This window comes from Akkermansia sp. RCC_12PD, from assembly GCF_036417355.1.
Lineage (GTDB): Bacteria > Verrucomicrobiota > Verrucomicrobiia > Verrucomicrobiales > Akkermansiaceae > Akkermansia.
This window is the reverse complement of record NZ_CP143889.1, coordinates 575,354-600,897: the sequence shown is the minus strand read 5'-3', so window position 1 is coordinate 600,897 and position 25,544 is coordinate 575,354. Positions and strand designations below refer to the sequence as shown.

General features: G+C 60.9%; 18 protein-coding genes. 15 read left to right on the top strand and 3 right to left on the bottom strand.

Going from position 1 to position 25,544, the window contains the following annotated elements; all coding sequences use genetic code 11:
- Positions 1-43 precede the first annotated feature (43 nt).
- Positions 44-2,212 (top strand): family 20 glycosylhydrolase, encoded by a 2,169-nt coding sequence (locus V3C20_RS02460; RefSeq protein WP_130083918.1) that lies wholly within the window; start codon positions 44-46, stop codon positions 2,210-2,212.
- 17 nt (positions 2,213-2,229) lie between these two features.
- Here the strand turns inward: V3C20_RS02460 and V3C20_RS02455 are convergent, their stop codons facing one another.
- Positions 2,230-3,609 carry a nucleotide pyrophosphatase/phosphodiesterase family protein gene (locus V3C20_RS02455; protein ID WP_238623815.1) on the bottom strand — a complete coding sequence of 460 codons (1,380 nt, stop codon included), beginning with the start codon at positions 3,607-3,609 and terminating at the stop codon, positions 2,230-2,232.
- Between the two features lie 80 nt (positions 3,610-3,689).
- On the opposite strand from V3C20_RS02455, the gene rph reads away from it, so the two are divergent.
- Together rph and V3C20_RS02445 are read left to right on the top strand one after the other, a co-directional pair.
- Positions 3,690-4,475 carry a ribonuclease PH gene (gene rph, locus V3C20_RS02450; protein WP_130083916.1) on the top strand — a complete coding sequence of 262 codons (786 nt, stop codon included), beginning with the start codon at positions 3,690-3,692 and terminating at the stop codon, positions 4,473-4,475.
- Between the two features lie 189 nt (positions 4,476-4,664).
- Complete coding sequence (locus tag V3C20_RS02445) at positions 4,665-5,423, top strand: type II secretion system protein (protein WP_130083915.1); 759 nt, start codon at positions 4,665-4,667, stop codon at positions 5,421-5,423.
- A gap of 556 nt (positions 5,424-5,979) precedes the next feature.
- Here the strand turns inward: V3C20_RS02445 and V3C20_RS02440 are convergent.
- Positions 5,980-8,058, bottom strand: a complete 2,079-nt coding sequence (locus V3C20_RS02440) for an alpha-L-fucosidase (protein WP_161981299.1) — start codon at positions 8,056-8,058, stop codon at positions 5,980-5,982.
- Between the two features lie 193 nt (positions 8,059-8,251).
- Here V3C20_RS02440 and V3C20_RS02435 point away from each other — a divergent pair, with 193 nt between their 5' ends.
- Positions 8,252-8,929, top strand: coding sequence for a M23 family metallopeptidase (locus tag V3C20_RS02435; protein ID WP_067573881.1), 678 nt, complete (start codon positions 8,252-8,254; stop codon positions 8,927-8,929).
- Positions 8,930-8,957: 28 nt separating this feature from the next.
- Positions 8,958-9,545, top strand: a complete 588-nt coding sequence (gene nadD / locus V3C20_RS02430; protein WP_130083913.1) for a nicotinate (nicotinamide) nucleotide adenylyltransferase — start codon at positions 8,958-8,960, stop codon at positions 9,543-9,545.
- Between the two features lie 17 nt (positions 9,546-9,562).
- Here the strand turns inward: nadD and truA are convergent, their stop codons facing one another.
- Positions 9,563-10,357, bottom strand: a complete 795-nt coding sequence (truA, locus tag V3C20_RS02425) for a tRNA pseudouridine(38-40) synthase TruA (RefSeq protein ID WP_130083912.1) — start codon at positions 10,355-10,357, stop codon at positions 9,563-9,565.
- A gap of 117 nt (positions 10,358-10,474) precedes the next feature.
- Here truA and V3C20_RS02420 point away from each other — a divergent pair, with 117 nt between their 5' ends.
- From V3C20_RS02420 to V3C20_RS02375, 10 genes are all read left to right on the top strand, one after another.
- Positions 10,475-11,776: a hypothetical protein gene (locus V3C20_RS02420; RefSeq protein WP_130083911.1), complete on the top strand. Its 1,302-nt coding sequence runs from the start codon at positions 10,475-10,477 to the stop codon at positions 11,774-11,776.
- 1 nt (position 11,777) lies between these two features.
- Positions 11,778-16,931, top strand: coding sequence for a hypothetical protein (locus V3C20_RS02415; protein ID WP_130083910.1), 5,154 nt, complete (start codon positions 11,778-11,780; stop codon positions 16,929-16,931).
- Positions 16,918-18,549: a hypothetical protein gene (locus V3C20_RS02410; RefSeq protein WP_130083909.1), complete on the top strand. Its 1,632-nt coding sequence runs from the start codon at positions 16,918-16,920 to the stop codon at positions 18,547-18,549. The genes V3C20_RS02415 and V3C20_RS02410 overlap by 14 nt, the downstream gene beginning before the upstream one ends.
- A gap of 107 nt (positions 18,550-18,656) precedes the next feature.
- A complete protein-coding gene (locus V3C20_RS02405) occupies positions 18,657-19,556 on the top strand; it encodes a L,D-transpeptidase family protein (RefSeq protein ID WP_161981298.1) in 900 nt (299 codons plus the stop codon).
- Positions 19,534-20,166, top strand: coding sequence for a sugar O-acetyltransferase (locus V3C20_RS02400; RefSeq protein ID WP_202975660.1), 633 nt, complete (start codon positions 19,534-19,536; stop codon positions 20,164-20,166). Before V3C20_RS02405 ends, V3C20_RS02400 begins: the two co-directional genes overlap by 23 nt.
- A 98-nt stretch (positions 20,167-20,264) precedes the next feature.
- On the top strand, positions 20,265-20,519 hold the full coding sequence (gene rpsO / locus V3C20_RS02395) for a 30S ribosomal protein S15 (RefSeq protein WP_067573867.1): 255 nt from the start codon (positions 20,265-20,267) through the stop codon (positions 20,517-20,519).
- Between the two features lie 148 nt (positions 20,520-20,667).
- Positions 20,668-21,285 (top strand): TetR/AcrR family transcriptional regulator, encoded by a 618-nt coding sequence (locus V3C20_RS02390; RefSeq protein WP_130083907.1) that lies wholly within the window; start codon positions 20,668-20,670, stop codon positions 21,283-21,285.
- A complete protein-coding gene (locus tag V3C20_RS02385) occupies positions 21,282-22,292 on the top strand; it encodes an HlyD family secretion protein (RefSeq protein WP_161981297.1) in 1,011 nt (336 codons plus the stop codon). The genes V3C20_RS02390 and V3C20_RS02385 overlap by 4 nt, the downstream gene beginning before the upstream one ends.
- A gap of 11 nt (positions 22,293-22,303) precedes the next feature.
- Complete coding sequence (locus tag V3C20_RS02380) at positions 22,304-23,863, top strand: MFS transporter (protein ID WP_130083905.1); 1,560 nt, start codon at positions 22,304-22,306, stop codon at positions 23,861-23,863.
- Positions 23,860-25,275: an efflux transporter outer membrane subunit gene (locus V3C20_RS02375; RefSeq protein WP_130083904.1), complete on the top strand. Its 1,416-nt coding sequence runs from the start codon at positions 23,860-23,862 to the stop codon at positions 25,273-25,275. The genes V3C20_RS02380 and V3C20_RS02375 overlap by 4 nt, the downstream gene beginning before the upstream one ends.
- Positions 25,276-25,544: the final 269 nt, after the last annotated feature.

The following is a 25,544-nucleotide window of genomic DNA, read 5'->3' as shown; positions in this document are numbered from 1 at the left end:
CCTGTTTTGACAAGAGTTGAGACAGGATGCCGTATATAAGGAGATGTTTTTGTTCAGAGTTTTCAGCATTCCTGTACGGTTTTTTGCCGCCCTGCTGGTTTGTTCCCCGTGGGGGTTGATGGGCGGGGAGGTCGTGACCGCGCCTGTGCCGGAGTTTTCCTCCCCTGCGTTGATTCCTTATCCTTCCAAAGTCGTCAGGGGTAAGGGCGGGGTGCGTTTTAAAAGCGTTCATGTGCATTTAGACCGGGATGTTCCCCGCAGGGATGACCTGGTGAGGGAAATGAAGGATGTATTCGGGATGTTCGGCATTCCGGCTTCCGTGAGCAAGGATGTTTTTGAGGAAGGTTCCCTGACATGGGAGTTGAGCCTGGACGCCGGAATTGAGGGGGAAGCATATATCCTGTCCGTCGCACCGGAAAAGGCAACTGTCAGAGCAGGGAGCTTTGGCGGTTTTTTTAATGCCCTGCAAACGCTGAGGCAGCTGGTTTCCAAAGGAAAGGGAGGTTTTTTCATGCCCTCCGTGCAGATCAGCGACGAACCCGCCTTCGCCCTGCGGGGCATGATGCTGGACGTGGGGCGTTATTATATGTCTCCCGCGTTTATCAAGGAGCTGATGCGCCGGGTTTCCCGCTACAAGATTAATACGCTCCATCTGCATTTGACGGATGATCCCGCGTGGAGGCTGGAAGTGAAGAAGTTTCCGGCTTTGACGGACCGCGTCTTTCACTGGAAGTCACGGCTGCCGGGCAAGTTTTATACGCAGGAGCAGTTGAAGGAGCTGGTGGATTATTGCGCCGGGCTGAATATCCAGGTGATTCCGGAGATCGACATGCCGGGGCACAGCCAGCCGTTCGCCAAGGCCATGAAGACCGGCATGCAGACGGAGAAAGGCGTTTCCATATTGAAGGAGGTGCTGGACGAGGTTGTTCCCCTTTTTCCCGGGAGGTATTTCCATATGGGGTCCGACGAGGTGCATATTACCATGAAGGATTTTATTCCGCGCATGGCAGAGTATCTCCGAGGGAAGGGGAAGGAGGTGGTTGTATGGTCGCCGGGCGGTCCTCACGACAAGGATTCCGTGCTGATGTGCTGGGGAGAGAGCGAGGCTGGAGCCCGAATGGACAAAGGAATGAAGCGAATTGACAGCAATGGCTTTTACATTGACTGGGCGGATTCCCAGTCCGGCGTATACCAGGTGTTTTTCCAGCAGCCGTGCGAAGTTCCCCGAGGGGATGAAAAGGCGTTGGGCGCTATCCTGCCTGTGTGGTGTGACGGGAATCTGAGCAGTGAGAAGAGGGTGCTGGAACAGTATCCTCTTTACCCCTGCGTGTTGACGTTTGCGGAACGCGTCTGGCGCGGAGGCGCCACCAAGAGGAAGGATTACATGGCTCAGCTTCCCCCCAAAGGAACGGCCGGATGGGCGGAGTTCCGGGAGTTTGAACGTCGTCTTGTCTCCCACCGTGACAGGTTTTTCCGGGGCGTTCCCTTTGCGTACGTAAAACAGGCGGATATGGCCTGGAGCCTGGTAGGCCCGTTTGACCACCGGGGAAAGAATGATACGTCCTTTGAACCGGAACGGAAGATTGCCGCCTCCTACCGGGACGGGGACAGGACGCTGGAATGGAAGAGTACGCCCGTTTACGGCGGGGCCGTGCATATCAGGCACCTTTTTGCGATGTTCAATATGCACCGGAACCAGTACCGGCTGGCCCACTGGCCCACGCTGATGTCAGAGGATGTGGGGAAGGGAGGCGGGACTTGTTACGCGCTGACTTCCATCCGTAGCCCGAAGGATCAGGAAGTGTGGCTGATGGTTGGCCTGAATGGCATGTGGGGGCATTCAGGAGGGTACCGCAGCGCGCGCGCTCCGGAGCAGGGGAGCTGGGATTTTTCCGGAGGGGACGTGTGGCTGAACGGAAAGCGCGTGGATCCTCCCAAGTGGCCGTTCAAGAGCCTGCCCTGGACGGATTGGGGCAAGGGGCGCATTGAGGAGGCTCCCCTGACCTGGGAGGGGTATTTTTTCCGCCCTCCCGTGAAGGTAAAGCTCCGCAAGGGGGTGAACCGTGTCCTGGTACGCAGCGTATTCGGCCACTGGAAGGGGGACAACGGGCAGAGAAGCTGGTTTTTCTGCTGCATGCCCGTCCTGTGGGACGGCACCCATTACCGGGAGGTTCCTGGTCTGGAGTACGATCCCAGGCCGGACGTCCGCTGACGGGGCCGCTCCCGGATTCAGCTTTCCGCAAAGACGGAGAGGATGGCCTCATGCACGTCCTGCGCGGAACGGATTTCCGGCAGGGATGCCGGGCCGATGAATACGGGCTGCTGGTTTGCGGGCACCCGGTCCCTGCCGTGGGAGCCTTTCACCTGGTCTCCGTTGAGGGGGATGACTTTCATCAGGGCGCGGAAGCCCAGCTTTTTTTTCAGCAGGAAGGAGGCGGCATGCAGCATGGGGAAGGCAAGGGCCGGGTCAAAGAACATTTCCGCAGGGTCATAGCCGGGCTTGCGGTGGATGTCCACGCAGCGGGCGAAGTCCGGGGCCTTGGCGTCGTCCGTCCAGTAGTAGTAGGTAAACCAAGTGTCCGGGGCCGCCACGGCGGTGAAGTCCGGAAGGCGCTCGCAGGCGGCAGGGTTCAGGCCGGAAAAGTCCGTCTCCCGGATTTCCTCCACGCCGGGGGTAGCGGAGAGCAGGGCTTTTACTTCTTCCCGGACGGAGGGATCGTTAACGTAAATCTGGGCCACTTGGTGGTCGGCTACGGCAAAGGCTCTGGAGGCTCCCCCGTCCAGCATTTCCGTTCCCAGTTCCGGTTTGACAGTGATCCAGCCGCGTTTCCGGAAGAGGCGGTTCAGGGCTACCGTGCGCGAGACGTCGGAAATGCCGTATTCGCTCACGACAATCGGCGTGACTCCCTCCCGTTCCAGGAAGTCGATCAGATCGCAGAGAAGATCGTCCATGGCCCGGGCCGCCTTGGCCGCCTCCCCGGAGGAGGGACCAAATTTCTGGAGGTCGTAGTCCAGGTAGGGCAGATAGACCAGGTTGAGATTGGGGCGGTATTTTTGCTCAATCCACCGGACGGAGTCCGCAATCCATTGCGTGGCGCCGATGCCCGCCATGGGGCCCCAGAACGTGGGGAAGGGGAATTCACCCAGGTCCCGCTTGATGATTTCCCGCAGGTCCATGGGCTGTGTATAGATGTCAAAGATTTTGCGGCCGTCCGCCGGGTACATGGGGCGCGGCGTGATGCTCCAGTCCGCGGTGGAGTACATGTTGTACCACCAGAAGAGCTTGGCGCAGGTGAAGGAGGGACCGTACAGGTTTTTCAGCTTCTCCCAGACGCGCGGCCCCTGTACCAGTTTGTTGGATTGCTTCCAGAACTGTACTTCGCTCATGTTCCTGTTGTACCAGCCGTTGCCGGGAATGGCGTGCTCCTCCGGGGAGAGCCCGGTGATGTAGGAGCTCTGCGCCGTGCAGGTGACCGCCGGAAAGGCCGGAGGGAAGGAGGAAACGCGCTGGCGCTCCGCCCAGGAGGAAAGCCTGGGCATATGTTCCATCATCTGGCGAGAAAGGGCTACTGCATCAAGGACGGCTACGCGGGTGGCGGGAAGTTTCATGGGAGAAATATTACCGGTTCGGCGGAGGAAATCCATCTTTCCATTTGAAAAAAAGCTCCGCATCCGTCATGATTCCCCGCATGGAACGTCAGGATAAACGACTTGTGGACCAGTTGCGCCCGATCAGCTTTGAAACGGGCATTGCTCCGAACGCCACGGCCTCCGTGCTGGTGACTTTCGGACGGACGAAGGTGATTTGCGCCGTCACGATTGAAGAGGATGTGCCGCGCTGGATGAAGGTGCAGCGCGTGGAGGGCGGCTGGCTGACGGCGGAGTATTCCATGCTCCCTTATTCCACGCTGGACCGCAAGCGCCGCGACATCACGGCGGGCAAGCTGGACGGACGTTCCAGCGAGATTCAGCGTCTGATTGGCCGTTCCCTCCGGGCCGCCGTGGACCTGGGCAAGATCGGCGCGCGCACCATCTGGGTGGACTGCGATGTTCTCCAGGCTGACGGCGGAACGCGGACCGCTTCTATCACCGGGGCTTCCGTGGCTCTGGCGATTGCCGTGAACAAGCTGGTGGCTGCGGGCAAGCTGGCGGAATCCCCCCTCAAGAGGCTCGTTTCCGCCGTGTCCGTAGGCATGCTGGAAGGGGAAGCCCTGCTGGACCTTTGCTACGTGGAAGACAAGGACGCGGAAGTGGACATGAACCTGGTGATGACCGACCAGGGCGAGTTTGTGGAAGTGCAGGGTTCCGGAGAAGAAGCCGTCTTCACTGCGGACCAGATGAACAGGATGCTGGAGCTGGGGCGCAAGGGTCTGGACGAGATCGCGGAACTCCAGCGCCGCGTCATTGCGGAGGCGGACAAACCGGACGCCGGAGCGCTGGAAGATTTGAGCGCCTTTTTCGGCCGGGGCAAGTAAAGACGTTTTCCATATTTCTCCGGGCAGGGAAACGTCCTGCATTTCCGGGAATGCGGAACCGCCTTTCCAGACCCGAGAATTTTGTGAGAATATGCTTGTCCTGACTAGGAAATGACGTTAATAGTAGAAACGAACATAGATAACCACATGCGGTTTTCTTAAACTGTAAACATTCCATTAGATTCAACAATGAAAGTATCTTTTGCAACACGCCAGTTACGCCGGGGTTTCACCCTGATCGAACTTTTGGTCGTTATCGCCATTATCGCGCTGCTCGCGTCCGTGGCGTATGGTCCCATCATCAACCAGATCAACAAGGGAGACCAGATGCAGGCCCTGACCAACATGAAGAACGTGGGCGTGGCGATGAACGAATTCAAGTCCAACAGCAAGCTGGGCAATTTCCCGGACGACATCACCGCTGACCGCGTGGTGGCCCAGCACAGCTACATGGCTGGCCTGGGACCGTTGCAGGGCGACACCTCCAATGACTATTTCCGCCAGCTTCTGGCCAATGAGTCCGTGTCTGAAAGCAACTTCTACGCCAAGGTCCAGACTGCTTCCGGCGGTTCCACCGTCACTCCCGACGGTGAAATCTATGACGGCAAGGCCCTGACTCCCGGTGAAGTGGGCATTTCCTACGTGATGCGCAAGGGTGAGAACAACAAGAAGGTGGGTATCGGCAGCTCCGTTGGCGAATATCCTCTGATGGTTACCTCCGTGCTTCCCGGCGATGGCGGCTCTACAGTGGTTGCCGGCAATGCTGTCCGCTTTGACCCGGAAAGTTTCCGCGGCAAGGTACTGATCTTCACGACCGCCCAGAGTGCCAAAACTCTGGAACTGAACGACAACGACGACCTTCAGGATACTTTCATTCCCAAGAGAAGGGGCAAGGATATCAGTGACCAGTTCCTGATTCTCACTCCTGATTTCAGCGGCCAGGAATAAGTCTTTTCCCAAGTCGGCATGATTTTGTGTGGCGCGTCCTTCGGGACGCGCCTTTTTTGTATGCGCGTATTGCGGGAGAAAGGCCCCTACTCAGACGGGTAAAAAGCGAGCGGGAGACTGGAAAACAGCTTCGGAATGGCAGAATGGGAAAGATGATAACGCCAGGTAATTTCATCTAGAAAAGGTTTCTTTGGCGTTCCTTTCTTTCCGGAAGAACTTGGCGGGATTCTTCCATCTGCCCCGCTGAGAGAGGCCTTGGAGAATGCGAAGGATTCAATGCGGTGGCTTCGGAACGTGCCTGTTCTCTGGTGGACTCTTCCGGTTTGGGCTCCCTCCTGATGCGCCTCAGAAGAAGGATGAAGAACGCATTAAGGTGATAGAATCAGGGTGGGAGCCTCCATTATCCGGAACTTTTTTCAAGGAGCCATGGCCTTGTCTGGAAGTCTTGAAACGGAGATATTCTTGGCGGCAGATAAATGAGCCTGTTTTTTGTAACCATGAAAAAACGTCCCGGTCCTTTCGGGCCGGGACGTTCAAACAAGCGGCGCTGTATTCGCTAGCCCTGGGCGGGAGTGCCGAAGACATTGATTTCCGCGGCGGAAGCTCCGCCGCCGTCCAGCGCATTTGTTCCGGTAAAGCGGAAGTAACGCACGGGCTCGTCAACATTCTTGAGGTTGACGTTTTGCTCGATGGGATTGGCGCGGAGATTGGAGAATTCCCCCTCTGCCGCCTTTTTCCAGGTTTTGCCGTCCGCGCTTACTTCAAACTGGTACTTGTCCGTCATGCCTTCCGTTTTTCCATCCTGACGAGGCAGGTAGGAGAAACTGGTGACTTGGTAGGGCTTGCCCATGTCCACCACGAAAGACTGGGGAACGCCGGCATTGGCGGTCCAGGAGGTTTCCGGGTTGTCGTCAATGGCGGCGGCCGCATTGCCGGAGGTGGTGCTTTTCACTTTCCATCCGGTTTTGCTGATGCCGAATTTTGCCTGGCTGACGGGGCCGAGCTTGCCGTTGGCAAACTGGCAGCGTGCCTTGACAACTCCGCTTTCGCTGAATTTGGCTCCCTGCGAATAGACGGAGGACCCGGCCTTGGGTTCGCTTCCGTCCGTCGTGTAGAGGATTTTGTTCTTGCCGTCCGCCAGGATGACCAGGTTGTCGCCGCGGCGGAAGATGGACGGGCGTACGGCTCCCGCAGGCTGGCGGAACAGGGCGAATTCAGAGATGCAGGGCGTGGCCTGACTGCCCGTGATGCGCAGGCGCAGCTTCTGGGCGGTGATGGGACGGTCAAGCCGGCGCATGACCTGGTTGCCAATGGTTTTTCCGCCATTATCAATGCAGACCCATTTGCCCTTGATGAAAGCGTCGATGTTGAAGGAGTCCACGCGCTGGCCCAGGCGGATTTGTTCGCGCAGACGGATGACGTCAAAGGTGGCGGGCTTGGGCAGCGTGATGACGGCGGAGGGTGTCAGGTTGTCGTCTTCCACGGCCCAGTACGTGTCCAGGTTGCCGTCAGTCATGTTGGAAGGGGAGAATTTCTTGTCATTGCCGCGGGTTTGGCTGGCCGTGGCCGTGGCTCCCAGAGCGAAGTTCTTGGCATACAGCTTGTCGCGCAATTCCTTGAATTCCATCAGAGACTTGACATCGGCGGGGTCCAGTTTTCCGGTTTTGTCTGCGGCTACGTTCAGGATGAGGTTGGCCCCGCGGCCTACGGAGTCAAACCAGACCTGCATAAGTTCTTCCGGGGATTTGACGCGGGAAGACTGTCCCTGGTGCCAGAACCAGCCGGAATGGTTGATGGTAGTGTCTCCTTCCGCGGGCACCCAGCGTTCGCCGCCGCGCTTGCCGGTTCCGCCACCGCCGCCATTCAGTCCCACGGTGCTCCAGTGGGGATAATTGACATGTCCCTTTTCAGAGCCGCCCCAGCGGGCATCTCCATAATGGCCGGCGCCCCAAATGATACAGTTGGGCTGGATGGAGCGGATTATTTCCACAATCTTTTCAAAGTCGTAGTACTTCTCCGCATCGCCGATGTTGCGTTTTTCACGGGCTCCGCCGTAGTAGCCGTCGCCGCCGTTGGCCCCGTCAAACCAGATTTCAAATACGGGACCGTAGTTGGTCAGCAGTTCCCGAATTTGCTGGTAGTAGGCTTTCAGGTAGCCTTCCTTGCCGTATTCGGCGTGGTTGCGGTCCCACGGACTGAGGTAGGTGCCGAATTTGATGCCGTGTTTTTTGCAGGCCAGGGCGAATTCCTTGACTACATCCCCCTTGCCGTTTTTCCACGGGGTTTTCGTGATATTGTGCTCCGTGGACTTGGTGGGCCACGCGCAGAAGCCGTCGTGGTGCTTGGCCGTATAGATCATGCCCTTCATGCCGCCTTTCTTGAAGGTTTCCACGATCTCGGAGGCATTGAAGTCCGTGGGGTTGAAAATTTGCGGGTTTTCGTCTCCGTATCCCCATTCCCTGCCGGTAAAGGTGTTCAGGCCGAAGTGGATGAAACCGTAGAATTCCATGCGCTGCCAGTTCACCTGCTGGGGCGTAGGCACGGCGCCGAAAGGTTTGGGCGGGTCTGCGGCCTGTCCGGGCAGCATCAGGGAGGAAAGAGCGGTTCCAACAAAGAGGGGAGCAAGCTTGTTCATGAAGAATATATGTGTTACAGAAATATGCAGAATGCTCCCTCCTTCTTTCATAGAGGGACTTTGCTGTCAAGTTGAAAGGGAAACGTGCTCTTCCGGGCAGGGGAAAGGTCCGGAACCTTCTAACTGGGACATACAGAGAATTCCGCTTGATACGGACATGCGCGCTGTCTAGCATATGGAAACTTTTCCCCCTATGTTCTACTTCCGTTTTTTATTGCTGGCCCTGTTCTTTCTGACCGGAACGGCCTTCATCAGCGAGAGCGCGCCCGTTTACATGGCCAAGCGGGACAGTAAGTTTGCGCTCGTCCCCCTGTGCGACGGCTTTGATTTTCCGGTGGGCAAGCCGGACGGCAAGGGCTATTACCGTTCCCGCGGCCTGCGCCTGAAAAGCCCCCGTCACATGGGCGAGGACTGGAACGGCAACGGCGGAGGCAATACCGACTTGGGAGACCCCGTTTATTCCGTGGGCCACGGTGTGGTCACGTATGCGGCAGACGCACGGGGCGCCTGGGGAAAGGTGGTAATTGTCCGCCATGCCTTCCGGGAGCCCAAGTCCGGCAAGGTCCTCTGCTGCCAGACGCTTTATTCCCATTTGAATGACATCAACGTAGTGCTGGGCCAACTGGTGCTGCGCGGCACCCAGGTGGGCACCATCGGCACGAACCGCGGCATGTACCCTGCCCATCTTCATGTGGAGCTGCATTACAATCCGGACGTAAACTGCGGTCATCAGGGGATTCCCAAGACGGAACGCAATTACGGGCGCCTGACGGATTTTATCAACCGGTTCCGGCGCCTGCCTTTGGAAAAGAGGATGGTGCGCGTTCCCATCGGGGGGTTCCTCCCCTATAAAGGTACGGAGGGGCTCTGATTTCCTGGCCTCATGGAGGTGACGGACAGTGAAGTTGTGCATTTTCGGCGGTTCGTTTGATCCCGTGCACGAAGGCCATGTGCGCGTGGCTTCGCGTGCCAGGGAGTGCTGTGGCCTGGATCGCGTACTGTTCATGCCCTGTTCCCTTTCCCCGCTGAAGGAACAGGCCCCTTCCGTTTCGGATGCCCGGCGCTGCCGGATGATTGAACTGGCCCTGAAAGGGCTGGACTGGGCCGTATTGGACCGTACGGACTTGAATTTGCCCCCGCCTTCCTGGTCATGGCGGGTGGCGGAAAGCGTGGCTGCCTGCCATCCGGGAGCGGAATTGTTCTGGCTGATGGGCAAGGACCAGTGGGATTCCCTGGAGAAATGGGGCCGCTGGAGGCATCTGGCTAACATGGCGACGTTCATCGTGTACCACCGGGGCGGCGCGCCGGATCCCAGGGAGGGAGTTCGGGCCGTTTTTATTGAAGGGGATGAACCAGCATCTTCCACCGGCATCCGGGAAGCCCTGCGCGCGGGCGTATGCCCCGTGCCTCATTTGAATCCGGAAGTGGAAAGCTTCATCAGAAGGGAAGGGCTGTACGGCGTTCCGCGGGGAATGGCGGAAAAGTAACCCCCGGAGGCCGTTTTTTATTGCTCCGGCCTGTTTTCCGGGACGGAATCCGGGTAATGCACCTGCATCAGGGTAAGGCCGTCCGGCGGCGCGCAGAACGGGCTTTTGTCATCCGGGCGCGGGGAACGGATGAGGCGGTTTAATTCCTCCAGTGTGATTTTCCCGCGTGCCGCCTCATGGGCCGCGCCCGCCATGAGGCGCACCATTTTATAAAGGAAGCCCGTGCCCGTGAATGTGATGAAGGTGTGGTTCCCTTCCCGCCTCACGTCCGCACGGGTAATGGTGCGCCGGAAGTAGTCTTCCGGGATGGGGCGGGGCTCGTTGCCCCTCAGGGCGGCAAAGGCCGTAAAGTCGTGTTCCCCCAGAAAGAGCCCGGCGGCTTCCGTCAGGGCGTCCAGGCTCCAGGCCAGCGGACGGTGCCAGGCCAGGCCCGCGTCAAACGGGTTCAGGATGGGTTCGCTGGAAATGCAGTAGCGGTACGTTTTCCCCGTGGCGCTGAAGCGGGCGTGAAAGCCGGGGCCCGTGTACTCCGCATGGATGACCCGGATGGTGCTGGGCAGGCGGGTATTGATGGCAGCAGGCCATTTGTCTGCGGGAATGCGGTGGGTGTCCGGCGCATCCACGTGGAAGACCTGTCCCAGGGCGTGCACTCCGGCGTCCGTCCTGCCGGACCCGTGGATGCGGACGGCTTCCCCGAAAAGGGTTGAAAAGGCACGTTCCAGCTTGTCCTGCACGGTGCGGCCTCCCGGCTGGCTTTGCCAGCCCAGGTAGGGGCGGCCGTCGTAGGCGGTGATGAAACGGATGCGGGGCATGCAGGGGATTGTGTTGGAATGCCTCCGTTTTGGCAAGAGGCAAGTAAGGGAGACAGTGACGGTTTGGAATGGATGACCGGTGTTCCGTCCGCTCCCTAGCTTGAAAGCCATTAGAACATGGCTATACGAATACAGGATTTTGGAATGTCGCGCATGGGGCCGGATCTGTCCGGAATGATCCCGCTGGATGCGCTGGAAGCCCAGGCCGCAGGCGTTCGCCGCCTGTCCGCCGGGGTGGCGGATTTAGCGGGAACGGCAGGGAACATGCTGGCCGGGATGCAGGAGGTGAGGGACGCCGGACAATGGGCCGAGGCCCGGGACGGCCTCTACCGCTTTGAACAGGATGTGATGCGGGAGCTGGATTCCGCTGGCACCGCGGACGATTTGCAAGCCAGGTGGAAGAAGGCTCTGGCGGACAGGTTGCCTTCCTACCTGCCGGAAAAAATGTCCGGCCGGGTGAAGGGGCGTGTGGAGGCGGCGCGGGAAAATCTGGCCGCCGCCGGAAGCATTTACCTGGAAAAGATGTCCCGTCTTGGCCAGGTGGAGCAGGCGCGCCGTTCCTGGACCGGAAGCGTGGAGTCCGCTGTGGAGCAGGGGGATGCCGGACTGGCGGAACGCAGGATTGAAGAGGGGACGGGCGTGTTTGTGACCAGTGAGGAAGCCGGGCGCATGGCGGAGGACGCGCGCGACCGGGTTGCTCTGAACCGGGCCGTGGAAGAGGTACGCCGGGACCCGGCTGCCGCTCTGCCCGTCGTCCGGGCGGAACAGGAGGGAGCCTCCCTGAATGAAATGGAAAGGAAGGTGGCCCGGGAAGCTGAAGCGGCCTACGGGGAATTGAAGCGGCGGTATGCGGATTCCATTTTCCGTACCGTGGCCGGCGGCGGCATGCTGCGCGACGAAGGGCTGGCGAATGCGGAGAAATACGGCCTGGTCAGTTCCGGCCAGTTGAGGCGTTATGCGGATGCCCGCGACCGCATGCGGGAGGCGGAGCTTTCCGGCATCAGCTTCCCGGCGGACGAGGGGCTGCTGTGCCGGATGACCCGCCTGATTGACGAGGACTGCGGCGGTGAAGGGGATACGGACGCCGTGATTGAGGTGGCCACTTCCGGACTTCCCTCCGGACAGGTGAAGATGCTGGCCGAGAGGCGGGAGGCGATGAAGCTGGTGCCGCAGGAGGTGCGCCGGGCGGCTTCCCGCCGCTTGTCCTCCATGTTCCGGAACGGGGCCTGGGGACCGGTGACGGATGCGCGGGCCGTGGAGGAATGGAAGCGGGTGCAGTGGGCCCTGCTGGATGCCGTGAAGAAGAATCCGGCGAATGCCGCCGCGGAAATGGAGCGGGTTTTTGAAGAGGAAAACCGGATGCAGGATGCCGGATGGGTCGGCTTCCGGGACATGAAAAACAGGAAGGAGAAACAGTAATATGAAGGCGGAATGGGAAGAAGGGCAGGGCAGCTCGCTCCTGCAGGAAGAGGCTCTGGCGGAGGAAACCATGAAGACGGAGGCGGTTCCGGCACAGGCCGCGCCTGCCTCAATTGTGGAGGATGCGGGACGCGAGGCGGCGGAGCGGGAAGAGTACTGGAACAGTGTGCTGACGGGGGATGTGGCAACCATCCCCCGGGAGGTGCGGCGTGAGGCGGAGGCCATGTACTCCCCCGGCATGGCGGATGGCGAGCGGGTGGCCGCCTGCGTGATGCAGTCCTGGGTGGCGGACACCGGAGGGATTCCGCGCGAACGCATCCGGAAGGAGTGGGGGCGGATACGGGAACAGGTGGCGCGCCAGTACGGGGCTTCCGGAAAGTCTGACAACGAGTTGTTCGTGGCGGTCTCCCAGCACAACCAGGTGCGCCTTTCCCAGCGGGAAACGCTGTTTGAACTGTACCAGGAGGCTTATGACCGGGTCCTGGCGGGGACTTCGGAAGAGCCGGACGAACGGCGACTGGAGGCCGTTTCCCGCTGGCCGGAGGATTTGCGGTCCGTGGCGGAGAAGATGAGGAGCAGGGCCGTCTCCGACGCGCTGGATGACCGGAACCGCCTGTCGGAAGCCGCAGACATGATACGGAAGGGGCTGGAAGGCCTGGTGGCCAATGAAGCGCCGCCAGAAGGCGGTTTCCCTGCCGTGCAGGTGAATTGGAATCCGGTGAAAGGCATTCCGGACGTCGTGCGCGCCGTGGATTGTCTGGCGGGGCTGGGCGGCGACGATCGGCAGAAGGTGTTTCGCATGATGGCTCCGTACATGCGTTCCCGGCCCGGTTTCAGGACGGCTCTGGAGTCCGCGCTGAAACGCGGGACTGCGGAGACGGCGGAAAATGTTGGCCAGTTTGCCGTTAACGGTGCGGCCTGGGTCATGCCGGACGGAAAAACGAAGGAGGCCCTGGACCGGTATTCCCGGAGTTTTGAAGAGCTGAGGAATTTTGCGCGGTTGGAATTCGCCCCTCTGCGCGGGGGCAAGGATGCGCCATGGTTCCGTGAAATGATGGTGGACATGGCCCAGCAGGGCGCATCCACGGCGCTGGCGTTTGCCGGACCCGCGGGGCTTGGCGTGCTGATGGCCGGGGAAACGGGGCGGCATATGGCGGATGCGCGGCGCATGAATCCGGACGGCGACTTTGACGCCCAGATGGACGGGGCCGTTCTGTCCGGTGGAGCAAACACCCTCCTTTCCTTCGGAATGACGAAGCTGGGCCAGAAAATGCTGGGGCAGGGCATGCGCTCCTTCCAGTCCATGCGTGCCGCGGGAGGTGCCGGGGCCGCCGCCGGAGCGGTTCTTTCCGGAACGGGCGCCCTTGCCGCGGATGCCGTGAAGATGGCCGCGGAGAACAAGCTGATGGAACTGACCCCCATGCTGGCTCAGGAAGGGGTCGGCCTGGCCACCGGAAAGGAATCCGGCGTGGACTGGGAAGGGTGGAAGCAGAGGCAGCTTTCCCCGGAAGACCAGTTGAGGGAGGCCGGCATGATGATGCCTTTCCTGCTGATTGGGGCGGGAAAGGCGGCCCTGCATCACTTCCGACATCCGTCCTCCCTTCTGGGGGATGGGACTCCTCTCAAGGTGTTCGGCATTCCGGACGATGAGGCGGCCCGCATTCTGCGGGAAAAGGACGTGTACCGGGCCGGGGATCTCTTGCAGGAATCCCTGCGCAATTCCCCGCTATGGGGCTCCCTGTATATTTCCGGGAAGGCGTTGGAATGGTCCCGCGCCCTCGGCGAGGGCGGAGAACCGTTTTTAAGGACGGAACGGGAGGTGCGGGATTTTCTGGAGCTGCCTTCCCCCGTGCGTTCCAAACCGTGGAGCATGGCTGACTTTCCGGAATCCGCGGAAGCGTTGAGGAAGCTTTCCCTGCATCCGGACCATGCGGAAGTGCGTTCCCGGTGGCTGCTCCGCGCCGGGCTGCCTCGCGTGGGAGAATCGCTGGACGCGGAGGGAAGGACGGCGTACGGCATGGACCCCGCCCCGGGCTCTCCGCTCAAGCGCGTTTCCGGAAAGTCTTCCGCGGAGGAGGCCCTTTCCTCCTGGTATGAATTCCTGTGCCGAAAGGAGGCGGAGGACCTGGGCCTGATCCGCAACAGGAACGGCCTGGAAATTCCGTGGCGTCTGCGCAATGAGACGGATTACGACATGCGGGCGGAAGACGTGCGCCGCTCCTTTGTGGCGGAAAGGCTGAAACAGGGCGCCGCCCGTCCTTACAAAATGCTTCTGCTGGCTTATCCGGAGGAAGCGGGCGCCGCGGTGAAGTTTTCCCGGCAGGACTGGGACGCCGTGACGCGGGAAATGGACGGAAGAGCCCGTGCGAATGTATATGAGGGCGTCATGGAGCGCGTGCACGGCGCTTCCCAGGAGGAAGTAGCCGGCCACGTGGCCGGAAGGCTGTGGCAGTCCTTTTGCCGGGATGAATACAGTTCTGGCAGAGCGCGCCTCTGGCTGGAGGAGGGGAGCTCCCTGCTGAACGCTCCGGAGCTGCTGGAGAATTCCTCCACTCCGGAGGGGCTCGTCTCCTCCCTGTCCCGGATGAGTGCGATGATGTCCCGGCTGGGAGACAGGGAGCGCCAGTCCGTCAGCCCCGAATTGCAGGAGATGAACCGCTGCGTATGGGGAGCCCAGGCGGACGTGAACAGCCTGTTCCACGTGCTGCCGAACATGGCGGACTTTGATGTCTGCGTGGGGCGCGGCTATACGCCGGTGGAAAGTTACTCCCGCCTGCTGTCCCGCTATCTGGAAACTTCTCCCGGACGGACGGCGGAATTTGCCTCCGTGCTGGATGCGGACCGGCTGTCCGCCGGGCCGGAAGAGCCTGCCCCCCGTATCTATCCCGGTACGGACAAGGCCGTGGAAAACCTGTCCTGCCTGACGCCCAGCCTGTTCCAGTCCTCGGGCGTCCGCGGGAACGGATTGTGGAGAGTTCGCTATCCCTCGGGAACATGGTCGGCGTGGCATTCCTCGCGGGAGGGAGCCGCGGCGGACCTGATGGCGAATGTCTCCATGATGTTTTCCCCGGCCTGCGTTGCCAAGAAGGATTTGATCCGCGGGTGGCGGTGGCATGCCGTCAACGGACATCCGGAATGGGACCCCACGCATTTGAGGCTGTCCGGCGGTCTGGAAAATGCGCGCGGCGAGCGTCTCCCCTACCTGTATGACGGTCTGACGGCCCTGGCTGTCTCCGACATGCTGAGGGCGGGCTACGGCTTCCGCGGAGCCTCCGGGTCCGGAGACCTGCTGGAAGTGACGGGCGCAGGCCGAGTGGCCGCGGAAAAGTTGATGAGCCCTGACGCCCTGCGGGAGCGCATGGACATCCACGGCAAATACGTGGGCGGCGTGCAAAGGCTGGGCGTGGATGCGGACAACCAGCCCGTGCCCACTGCCAAGGGTTTGGTCATGCACCGCCTGCGCCTGCATAACACGGCCAATCCCCTGGCCCTGATTGAGGATAAGGCGGAAGTCGTCTGGGACCGTCTGATGCGTACGGAACAGCTTTCCCCGGAAGCGGCCTGGGAAATGCTCAAGCGCATGGGCCGTGTCCCGCGCCGCAAGACGTTCCCCGGAGAAACGGAGCTGATCGAGGAGCTGTCCCAGCTTTCCAAGGAATATTTCTTTGCCAGTCTGGACCATGAAGCCGTGCCGGAAACGGTGGCCGCATGGGCGCGTTACGGCGCGGCCAGTCCGGAAAGGGCCCCGCAGCCCCTCGCGGAACTGAGCCGCCGCGCGGCTGCATTGAACAGGATGCTGAAAGATGGAAAGGGTGCGGATACCGGATTTTTGGATATGCTGCGGGAAACCGTGGGAATGAACGGGCGGATACGGGCGGAACGTGCCTGGAGCGGGAACGGGGGTGAGGAAGTCCGCCTTCCGATGATGGAGCGGTACGCTCACAGTTTGATGGCGGGACATGTTCTGTCCTCCGTGCCCGTCCATGTGCGGACGGACCTGGAAAGGGCTCTGGCTTCCCTGGATGGTTATGAAGGCGGTTCCCTCCGCCGGGCGGAGCGTCTGGCGGCGGCGCGCATGGCGGAACTGGCCGGCGTCTTGCGGGAATTCCCGGATTTGAACTCATGGCGGCCGGACCCGGACCGTCCCGGCCTGTACCTGCATTTGGTGCGCAAACCGTTCAGAGGCGCGAAAAACGCCTTTCCGCGGACGGTGAACGATTCTCTGCCCACTCCGGTTCTGGAGGCTCCCTCCTACGTGGAGGATGACTTTTCCGTACGGCGCGGCGTTTCCGCCCCCGCCGCCTGGCGCGGTCGTCCGGATGTGGCCAGGGCGGTAGAGACGCTGGAGACAGTGAGGCGTGACTTTGCCGGCCGTCCGGAAGCGGCGGAATCCGGCATCGTCTGGCAGGGAAGGAAATACCGCGTGGATTCGGAAGCGGCTCCGGAGGGAGTGACGTCCGCATGGACGCGGGAGGTGCCGCTGGATGAAGCGGCGGTGCTGATTGACATGCTGGACCGGAGGCAGCAGGAAGTACGTGGAGGCATGCTCCCCTTCCTGCCTGACCCGGAAGAGGCGCATGCGATGTACGCCACCTGTGTTCTTTACCGTGATCCGGATGATCCGGGGCATACCGTCCGCCTGATGCCGGGCGTTCCGGAAAGCCCCATGAAGGAGGCGCGTGCGCCGTACGTGGTGCATGCCTGGAACGGAGTCTATCTGGACGGGAACGGCCGCCCCGCCGTCTCTGAACGGGAATCCTACATTCCTCTGGAATGCTTTACGGGGGCGGGTGAAGAACCTTCCGCCGCCGTGGCGCGGGAAAGCCGCGGCCGTTTCCTGGGCAGGATTCTGGAGACCTTCGGTGATGCCGCCGCACAGGAACGGTACTGGTGGAATGCGGACCAGGCCGTGGGATGCTTCATGGAAGACGTAATCAGGCTGTATGAGGAACAGGGCGTGAGGGAAGACTATCTGCGCGGCAGGCTGGACCTGTTCCATCCCGTGATGGTGCAGGGGCTGCGCTTCGTTTCCCATGTGCTGAATGATCCCCTGGCATTCCGGCTGCCGCTGGACAGGGGAACGGATGCCCTGAGGGCGATGACGCGGGAGGGCGTGTTATTGAAGGAATTGATGCAGGAATATGAAAAACCATGAACATTTGACGGAATCGTGGAGTCTGCCGTGGCAGTCTGTTCTGTCCAGCCAGCTCTGGCGGCTGGAACACCTGTACTGGATAGAAAACAAGGCGGGCCAGCTCCAGCGCTTCTCCATGAACAAGGCCCAGAGGCGGTTGCATGAAGGGCTGTGGTATCGGAACGACATTCTGAAGGCGCGCCAGCTCGGCATCTCCACGTATGTGGCCCTCCTGATGCTGGACATGAGCCTGTTCCGTTCCAACTTCCACTGCGGCATTATTGATAAAAGCCTGCCTGACGCCCAGGCAAAGCTGGCCAAGCTCCACTTCGCGTGGGACCACTTGGACTACCTGCCGCCGGAACCCTCCGCCATGGATGTAGCGCTGGCGCGCCTGGGGGAAAGAATCAAGCGCATGTCCGGCGTGGAAAAAAAGGGGGAATGGCGTCCCTGTACGGCGGCTCTCACCCGGCTGGCTTTCTCCAACGGCAGCGATGTCCGGGTGGGCACCAACCTGCGCGGCGGCACGATGCAGTTCCTGCATGTTTCCGAGCTGGCGCATGTCTCCGTGCATGCCCCGTGGCGGGCGCGGGAAATCCGTTCCGGAGCCATCAATACCGTGCCGCCCGGCGGTTTTATCCTGAAGGAAAGCACCCATGAAGGCGGCCGCTATGGCGTGAACTACGAACTGACGCGGCAGGCCATGGAAAACATGGGCAAGAGCGAGCTGTCCCCGCTGGACTTCCGGTTCTTCTTCTTCAGCTGGTTTGACCAGGAAGAATACTCCCTGCCGGGGCGCGGCAGGTGGAGCAGGGAACTGGATGCCTACTTCCTTTCCCTGGAGCGGGAAACGGGCGTGAAGCTGGACGCGGGGCAGAAGCGGTGGTATGCCCGCATGGCGCGCGTGATGGGCGCGGCCATGAAGCAGGAATATCCGGGAACTCCCCAGGAGGCATTCTCCATCGGCGAGGAGGGAAGCATTTACGGCAGCCGCATCATGGCCCTGCGGGAGCGGGGACGCGTGGGGATGGAATTCCCGGCGGATCCGGAGGCTCCCACATTCACGGCGTGGGACTTGGGCCTGAGCGACCATACGGCTATCTGGCTGGTCCAGGTCATGGGGGACAGCATCCACTGGCTGGACCATTACGCCGCCAACCAGCAGCCCCTGGCCCACTATGCGGAAAAAATAAAGGAATGGGAAAAGGAATACGGCCTGACGGCAACAGCCCACCTGCTGCCCCATGACGCCGCACGCCGGGACGCCCACGGTGTTTCCTACGTGGAAAACATGGCGAGGCTGGGGCTGGCCAACGTGCGCGTGGTGCCCCGGACAACGGATGTATGGCGCGGCATCAACACGTTCCGGGAACTGCTGGAGCGCAGTTTCTTCCATGCCCGCACCCAGGAGCGGGCGCGCAATCTGCGCGGGGAGGAGGAGCCGGGAGGTGTGGAGCATCTGGAATTGTACCGGTCCAGACTGCCCGGAACGGGCGGCTCCCTGGCGGAAAGTCCCGTGCATGACGCCCATTCCCACACGGCGGACGCCGCCCGCACTTTTGCGGAAGCCTGGTCCCATGGACTGCTTCACGGACCCGGAGACGTCCGGCCGCGCCACAGGAGGGCCAAAATGTGGTGAAGGGAAGGAAAAGAACCGTTTTTTTGATTGATGGTTGACAGTTTCGTCAAAAAACGGTTCTTTTTTCCGGCGTTCCGTTGTCTAACGGAGTGATGCTGCCGCACGAGATGATGAAATTGCCCTGTTTTTCCCTGTCTGCCCTGTTGTTCTGTATCCCGGTTCTGGTAACCTCCTGCGGTACTGGCGGGCGGAATGCCCCTCTTCCTCCGGCTTCCTCCACACCTGTGGAGGAACTGACCGGGTATTTTGAGGGGAAGGGAACCATCCCCGGCCATCTGCTCAAGTGGGAGGATGATCCTTCCCTGCCCGGAAAGCTTCTGATCGTGGTGGACAAGAAAAAGCAGATGATGTACGTTTACCGCGGCACGCACCGCATAGCCTATGCTCCCATCAGCTCCGGAAAAAGCCACGGCATGACGCCGGACGGCTATTTCCGCATCTCCTCCAAGGACAGGGACCATCATTCCTATTACGGGACCTTTGTCGCAAGTGACGGAAGCCAGCGGGACGGCGACATCAGAAAGGAATCCCCGAGGGCGGGCGAAAGGTTTGAGCCGGCCAAAATGCCCTACTTCATGAGGGTGAACGGGGCGGTAGGCATTCATGAAGGGTATCTGCCCGGCCATCCTTCCTCGCACGGGTGCATACGCATTCCCCATCTGATTGCCGCAAATCTCTTTGAGGTCGCCCCGGTGGGGACGCGCGTCATTGTCAAATACGGCAGCTGGAACGTTCATGACCTGCAGAAGAAACCGGACTCCCATTTCAAAACGGTGCACAGGCCCTCTCCGGGCAAGTCGGGAGGAACCGCGGTGGCCGGGACTGGCGGGAATTCTTCTTCCCCCGGACTGGAAGTTCCTTTAAAATCGGGACAATCCGCGGGAAAAAATGAAGAGACTTCCGCGTCTTCGGGCGCTTCGTCCGTGGCGGAAGCCGCTCTCCCTTCCTTTTCTCCGGCGGAGGCGGCATCCCCCTCTTCCGGCCATGGACTCAAACCAGTTGAATAATATGCTCTCCGGGCGTCTGTACGACGCCCGCGATCCGGAACTGGCCGCGCGGCGCCTCAGGGCCCGCAGGCTGACGGCCCGTTATAACGGTGCGGACCCGGAGGATGATGAATTGCGCCGGGAAACGGCCCGCGAACTCCTGGGAAGCGTTGGGGAGGGGTGCTATCTGGAGCCTCCGTTCAGGTGCGACTACGGTTCCAACATCAGCCTGGGGGACCGCGTTTACGCCAATTTCAATCTGGTCATTCTGGATTGCGCCCGGGTGGAAATTGGAAACGACGTGCTGATAGGCCCGAATGTAGGCATTTATACTGCGGGCCATCCCGTGGACCCCGGCCTCAGGCAGGAATGCCTGGAATTCGCACTGCCGATCGCCATTGAAGACGGCGTCTGGATAGGCGGCCACGTGGCGGTGGCTCCTGGCGTGCGCATCGGCAGGAACTCCGTGATAGGAGCCGGAAGCGTGGTGACCCGGGACATTCCCCCCGGCGTGGTGGCCGCGGGCAATCCCTGCCGCGTTCTGCGGCCCATTGCGGAAAGAGACCGCGAATTTTATGCCGGAAACAGGCGCGTGGACGGCCGGGCGGAGACAAATTCCCGGATGCCGTGAAATTTGAATTGCCTTTAAAGGGCGATCGTGCATAGTTAACGCCCTCACAGTGTCGATTAGCCGCTGCCACGAGCTAAACACATTCAAGAAAAACACTCATGAGTAACGAAATCAATCTGCAGGAATTCAAGATGCACGAAAAGGACTCCGGTAGCTCCAGCTTCCAGATCGCCCTTCTGACCAAGCGCATCGCCCACCTGACCGCCCACCTGGGAGAAAACAAGCACGACGTTTCCTCCCGCCGCGGGCTGCTGAAAATGGTGGCTCTGCGCCGCAAGCTTCTTGACTACGTCAAGCGTGAAGATCTGGCCCAATACCAGAGCCTGATTCAGCGTCTTGGACTGCGCCGCTAAGCGGAGGAGCATATTCCCGTTTGATACGGCCGTTGCGTTTTTCGCGGCGGCCGTTTTTTGTGGCCTGGTGTACGGGTTTTCCTGCCTCCGCCAGGAGGGAAAGGAAGGCTTGACTGGCTGAAAATGTCTGTTAGCCTGACAGACATCTATGGAACAGATGACAAGAATCCAGCAAAATACGCTGCGGAGGATTGTGGAGGCGGCCATTGAATTGATGAGCGAGCGGGGATTCCACCGGGTCAGTGTGCAGGAGGTCGGTAAAAAGGCAGGCATTTGTGAAAAAACCGTATTTCGCTACTTTGCGACGAAAAAATCCCTGCTGGATGAAATCATCCGGTACAGGGCATACGCCAGCGAACTGAAAAGGGAATTTGAAAACGGCAGGACCTGGAATCTGGAGCATGACCTGAAACTGGCGGTGCGGCTCTACTTTCAGGAAACGAAGGCCAAGAGGAACGCGTTCCGGGCCTATCTGAGCGCCCTGGATTCCGTGGACACGAACGGAGAGGATTTTCTGCGCGATCCGCGGGAGCTTCACGCCTTCCTGTGCGACTACATGACCGCCATGCAGGAAAAGGGAAAGGTCAGGGCGGGGGATGTGCGCCTCATGGTGCGCGCCTTCGTCAACACGCTGCACGGGTACATGCTCATGTACTGCCTGAATGACGACGGCAAATCATGGGGGGACAAGGTGGCTTCCATGAAGCTGACCATAGACCTGTTCATCCAGGGATTCTCTCAAACCGGCAATTCCGTCACTGCATGAGCAAGCATCTGAAGGCCGTTTCCCTGGGAAGCATGGCTCTGGCGGCTGCGGGCGGCATCATCTGGGGAGTCTGGCATATCCGGGAAAGCCGTTCCATGAGTACGGACGACTGCCGCGTGGAGGCGAGCATCGTGTCCGTGGGCACCAAGCTGGCGGAACGGGTGGTTGCTGTGGAGGTGGAGGAAGGAGACACGGTGAAGAAGGGACAGACGCTCGCCCATCTGGACGGCCGGGCCGTCCAGGCGCGCCTGCTGGCCGCGCGTTCCAGGGTCAAGCTCATGCAGGCCAGGTATGATGAGATGCTGGCGGGATTCCGCCCTCAGGAAATCGAATCCCAGCGGGCAAAAACCGCCCAGGCGGCCGCCAATCTGGAACACGCGCGGCGTGATTACGAGCGCATTGAAAAACTGGTGCGTGACCAGGCGGGTATCAGCTCCGCAGACCGCGATGCCGTCCGGGCCTCCTATTTGGCGGCTCAGGCCGTGGAAAAGGCGGAGCGGGAAAATCTGGCCCTTCGCCTGGAAGGCTACCGCGAAGAGGAAAAAAGGTCGGCCCAGGCCCAGCTGGAGGCGGCCAGGGCGGAACAGGATGAACTGGAAGTGCTGTGCGAGGAATGCGTGATCAAGTCCCCCGTGGACGGAATCATTGCCCGCAAGCTGGTGAATGGCGGGGAAATGGTCAGCGCCGGTCAGAAACTCTTTTCCATCGTGGACAGCCATGACATCTGGCTCAATGTCCGGGTGGAGGAAACGAAAATAGGCCGCATCAGAACGGGGCAGGAAGTGCGGTTCACGCTGGACGGCTATGACGGCCGGGTGTTTTACGGAAAGGTGTATGAAATAGGCGCCGCCTCCTGTGCCATGTTCTCCCTCATCTCCACGGAAAACGTCAGCGGCTACTTCACCAAGGTCATGCAGCGCTTCCCCATCAAGGTAAGCCTGCCGGAAAGCGGGGACGGCGTGGTGTTTAGGCCCGGCATGCAGGGCACGGTTTCCATCGGTTTCTGATCAGGGACGTTATGGGTGGAAATGCGGATGAAAAGGAAATGACCGGAGGGCGGCGGTGGCTGCTGCTGGGAATGGCCTGCGTCTGCACCATGCTCACGTTCCTGAACATGGGGTGCATCACGGCCGCCACGCCCGATCTCTCCGGCACCTTTGTCGTGGGTACCCTGGACGTTTCCTGGTCCGGAGCGGCGTGTCCGCTGGGAACGGCCCTGTCCTTCACCGTGGCGGCGTACCTGTGGGCGCGCCTTGGATTGAGAAGATCGCTGCGGACGGCACTGCTCCTGATGCTGGCCGGGACGCTGGCGGGACTGGCGGCGGACCATTTCTTCATCATGGTTCTGGCCCGTTTCCTTCAGGGGACGGGAGGCGGCCTGGCCCTGGTTTACGGAACGGGCCTGGTCAATGCCGCGCTGCCGCCGGAGCGCCGCAGCCCGGCGATGGGAGTGAAGCTGTGTTCCATCGGGCTGGCTTCCTGTGCAAGCCCGGTGGCTGGATGCCTGCTGGTCCAGTATTGGCACTGGAAGGGGCTGTTTGTGATCGTGGGCGCGGCGGCCGCCCTGCTGGCGGTTTTGACGACCTTGTACGTCCCCAACACGAAGATTCCCAAAAACGGGAAATTTGACTGGTTCTCCTTCCTGGCGCTGGCGGCGGGGTGCGTGTGCATCCTGATGGTGCTCATTTACGGGGAAACGGACGGCTGGACGGCTCCCGGAGTCCTGTGCTGGATGTATGGCGGATTCTGTTCCTTGGTGCTGGCCGCCATCTCCTGCATGACCCACCGGACGCCTCTGCTGGACGTCCGTGTGCTGGGAAACTGGCGGTTTCTGTTCGGGCTGCTGGCCTCCCTGTGCAACATCTTCTGTATTTGCTGGGTGCGCGTGGGAACGGTGCAATTCATGCGCAACGTCATGAACTACGAGCCCGCGGGAATTGCATGGGTATTCCTGGTGCTGGTGGCGGGGTTCTGCGCCGGTGCGGCCATCGTCCTGCCGCTGATGCAGAAAGGCAGGCTGGCCCTGCGGGTGGGCATGATGGCGGGACTGCTGGGGCTGGGTTCCTCCGCCTTCTTTCTGTCCCGGCTGGACGCCGGCCGCTCCTGGCTGGACGTGGCGTGGCCCCTGGGCCTTCTCGGTGTCGGGTACGCCTTCTGCCTGAATGTAGCCACGCCGCTCGCGTTGCGGGGGGTGGAGGCTAAATCCGCCGCGGCCTCCTCCCGGACGCTGAACACGGTGCGCTACGTCTTCATTTCCATGTATGTCGGCAGCGTGAGCACCGTGCTGGCCCACATGAAGACGGGATACCGTTTCGACATGGCGGAACAGGTCCGGGACGACTCTCCCGGTACGGTGCAGACGCTCGACATGTGGCAGCGGCATTTTTCGGAAACGGGAGGGACGGCGGCGGACATCCATGCCTCCGTGAACGCCATGCTGAACCATGCCGTAGCCTTGCAGAGCCAGATATTTTCCGTGGATGCCTTTTACCTTTGCACCGTGATCGTGGGGGGCGCCGGAGTCCTCTTTGCGCTGCTTTGCCTGAAATCCGGAAAGGAACGAAACACAGCTTCATGAATACTCTGATCTCCCTTGCTTCCGTATCGGCGGCCGCAGCCCTTCTGCTGGCGGCATGCGGCGGCCCGGCTGCATTTGAAAGGCCCGCGATGGACATTCCGGACGGAACGGCCCGGTCTTCCCCCGTAGGGAAAAACTGGTGGTTCGTCTTCCACGACGGAACCCTGAACCGGCTGGAGGAAAAAGCCGTGGAATACAACCGCGATCTTGTGCGCGCTTCCGCGCTCGTGGACCGTGCCGCGGCCATGGCGGCGGAGACGGGGGCTTCCCTGAAGCCGCAGGCCGGATTTCAGGCGGAGGGGAAAAGGCAGGAACTGTCCGAGGGTGAGTGCTACATGAACAATTTGCCGGACCGCGCCAGGGATCTGTGGGGCATGTCCGGGGTGCTCTCCTACGAAGTTGACCTGTGGGGAAGGCTGAGAGCCCTCACGGAAGAGGCCCGTGCGGACCTGCTGGCCTCCGCCGCGGCGCGGGATGCCGTTTATCTGAGACTCACCGCGGAAGTGGCTTCCGCCTACATCAATGTTCGGACGTGGGAGGAAAAATGCCTCATCATCCGGCATGTCCACGCCTCTTACGAACAGACGTGCTCCATGTATGAAAAGCGGTTTGTTCAGGGACAGTATCCGGAACTTGCCTTGCGGCGCGTTCAGGCGGAGCGGGCCAAAACCCTGGCTCAGCTGAAGCTGGCGGAAAACGAGCTGTCCCGCGCGGAAAGCGCTCTGGCCGTGCTGGTGGGGGACAGCCCCCGGCAGATCATGGCGGGAAGACGCCTTTCCGGGGGCCGGGAGGATCTGCTGGCGTCCCCTCCTTCCATTCCGGCAGGAATACCGGGGGATATGATCGAACGGCGTCCGGACATCTGTGAACTGGAAGCCCGGTTGAAGGCGGCCTTTTACGGAAAGGAGGCGGCGCGTGCGGACAGGCTCCCTTCCCTGGTGCTGACGGGCAGGCTGGGGCAGGTCAGCACCCGGCTGGAAGACCTGCTGTCGCGCCCGTCCAGGAACTACGATATGGGCGCGGGCATCCTGCAAACCTTGTTTGATGGAGGCAGAAAGCGCGCCGCGGTGCGGGCCGCCTCCGCCGAATGTGCGGCTGCGCAGGCCGCCTATGAACAGGCCGTGCTGAACGCCTTCCGGGAAATACGGGATGCCCTGGTGGAGCGCCGGAAAAGCGCGGAAGCCTATGAGGCTTCCCGGGACGAGGTAACCTGCCTGCGCCGGAGCTGGGACATTGCCTCCAAGCAATATGAAGCCGGGTACCTGGGGCTGATGGACGCCCTGGACACGCACCGGAACCTGCTGAGCGGGGAGCTGGACATGGCGGACGCGGCGCAGATGCGTTTGAATGCCATTGTCAAATTCTGCAAGGCTCTGGGCGGCGGGTGGCAGAGGGGGCCGGATTCCGCATGAGGGAAAACTGCGGAAAGGCGCGTTATCGAACTATTTGCTTGCATTATCCTTGACAGGGACTATGCTGGCATCCGACGTTCGGGGACTGCGTTCCCGCTCGTTTTTCATCGGGCATGCCTTGAGAAATTTTCGGATTTTCACGGGCTGTCAGGCCGGTAAGACTGGCATGGAACGCTTGATCCGCATGGGATGTGCGTCCTGCCGCGCGAGTCCTTTTTCCATTCCGGGAAGCGAGGGCCGCGAATAAGTTCTTCCTGAGGCACTGCCCG

Bases quoted from the DNA above. Each gene is read 5' to 3' on its own strand.
- V3C20_RS02460 (WP_130083918.1), top strand. From the start codon at position 44: ATGTTTTTGTTCAGAGTTTTCAGCATTCCTGTACGGTTTTTTGCCGCC.
- V3C20_RS02455 (WP_238623815.1), bottom strand. From the start codon at position 3,609: ATGAAACTTCCCGCCACCCGCGTAGCCGTCCTTGATGCAGTAGCCCTT.
- rph (WP_130083916.1), top strand. From the start codon at position 3,690: ATGGAACGTCAGGATAAACGACTTGTGGACCAGTTGCGCCCGATCAGC.
- V3C20_RS02445 (WP_130083915.1), top strand. From the start codon at position 4,665: ATGAAAGTATCTTTTGCAACACGCCAGTTACGCCGGGGTTTCACCCTG.
- V3C20_RS02440 (WP_161981299.1), bottom strand. From the start codon at position 8,058: ATGAACAAGCTTGCTCCCCTCTTTGTTGGAACCGCTCTTTCCTCCCTG.
- V3C20_RS02435 (WP_067573881.1), top strand. From the start codon at position 8,252: ATGTTCTACTTCCGTTTTTTATTGCTGGCCCTGTTCTTTCTGACCGGA.
- truA (WP_130083912.1), bottom strand. From the start codon at position 10,357: ATGCCCCGCATCCGTTTCATCACCGCCTACGACGGCCGCCCCTACCTG.
- V3C20_RS02420 (WP_130083911.1), top strand. From the start codon at position 10,475: ATGGCTATACGAATACAGGATTTTGGAATGTCGCGCATGGGGCCGGAT.
- V3C20_RS02415 (WP_130083910.1), top strand. From the start codon at position 11,778: ATGAAGGCGGAATGGGAAGAAGGGCAGGGCAGCTCGCTCCTGCAGGAA.
- V3C20_RS02410 (WP_130083909.1), top strand. From the start codon at position 16,918: ATGAAAAACCATGAACATTTGACGGAATCGTGGAGTCTGCCGTGGCAG.
- V3C20_RS02405 (WP_161981298.1), top strand. From the start codon at position 18,657: ATGATGAAATTGCCCTGTTTTTCCCTGTCTGCCCTGTTGTTCTGTATC.
- V3C20_RS02400 (WP_202975660.1), top strand. From the start codon at position 19,534: ATGGACTCAAACCAGTTGAATAATATGCTCTCCGGGCGTCTGTACGAC.
- rpsO (WP_067573867.1), top strand. From the start codon at position 20,265: ATGAGTAACGAAATCAATCTGCAGGAATTCAAGATGCACGAAAAGGAC.
- V3C20_RS02390 (WP_130083907.1), top strand. From the start codon at position 20,668: ATGGAACAGATGACAAGAATCCAGCAAAATACGCTGCGGAGGATTGTG.
- V3C20_RS02385 (WP_161981297.1), top strand. From the start codon at position 21,282: ATGAGCAAGCATCTGAAGGCCGTTTCCCTGGGAAGCATGGCTCTGGCG.
- V3C20_RS02380 (WP_130083905.1), top strand. From the start codon at position 22,304: ATGGGTGGAAATGCGGATGAAAAGGAAATGACCGGAGGGCGGCGGTGG.
- V3C20_RS02375 (WP_130083904.1), top strand. From the start codon at position 23,860: ATGAATACTCTGATCTCCCTTGCTTCCGTATCGGCGGCCGCAGCCCTT.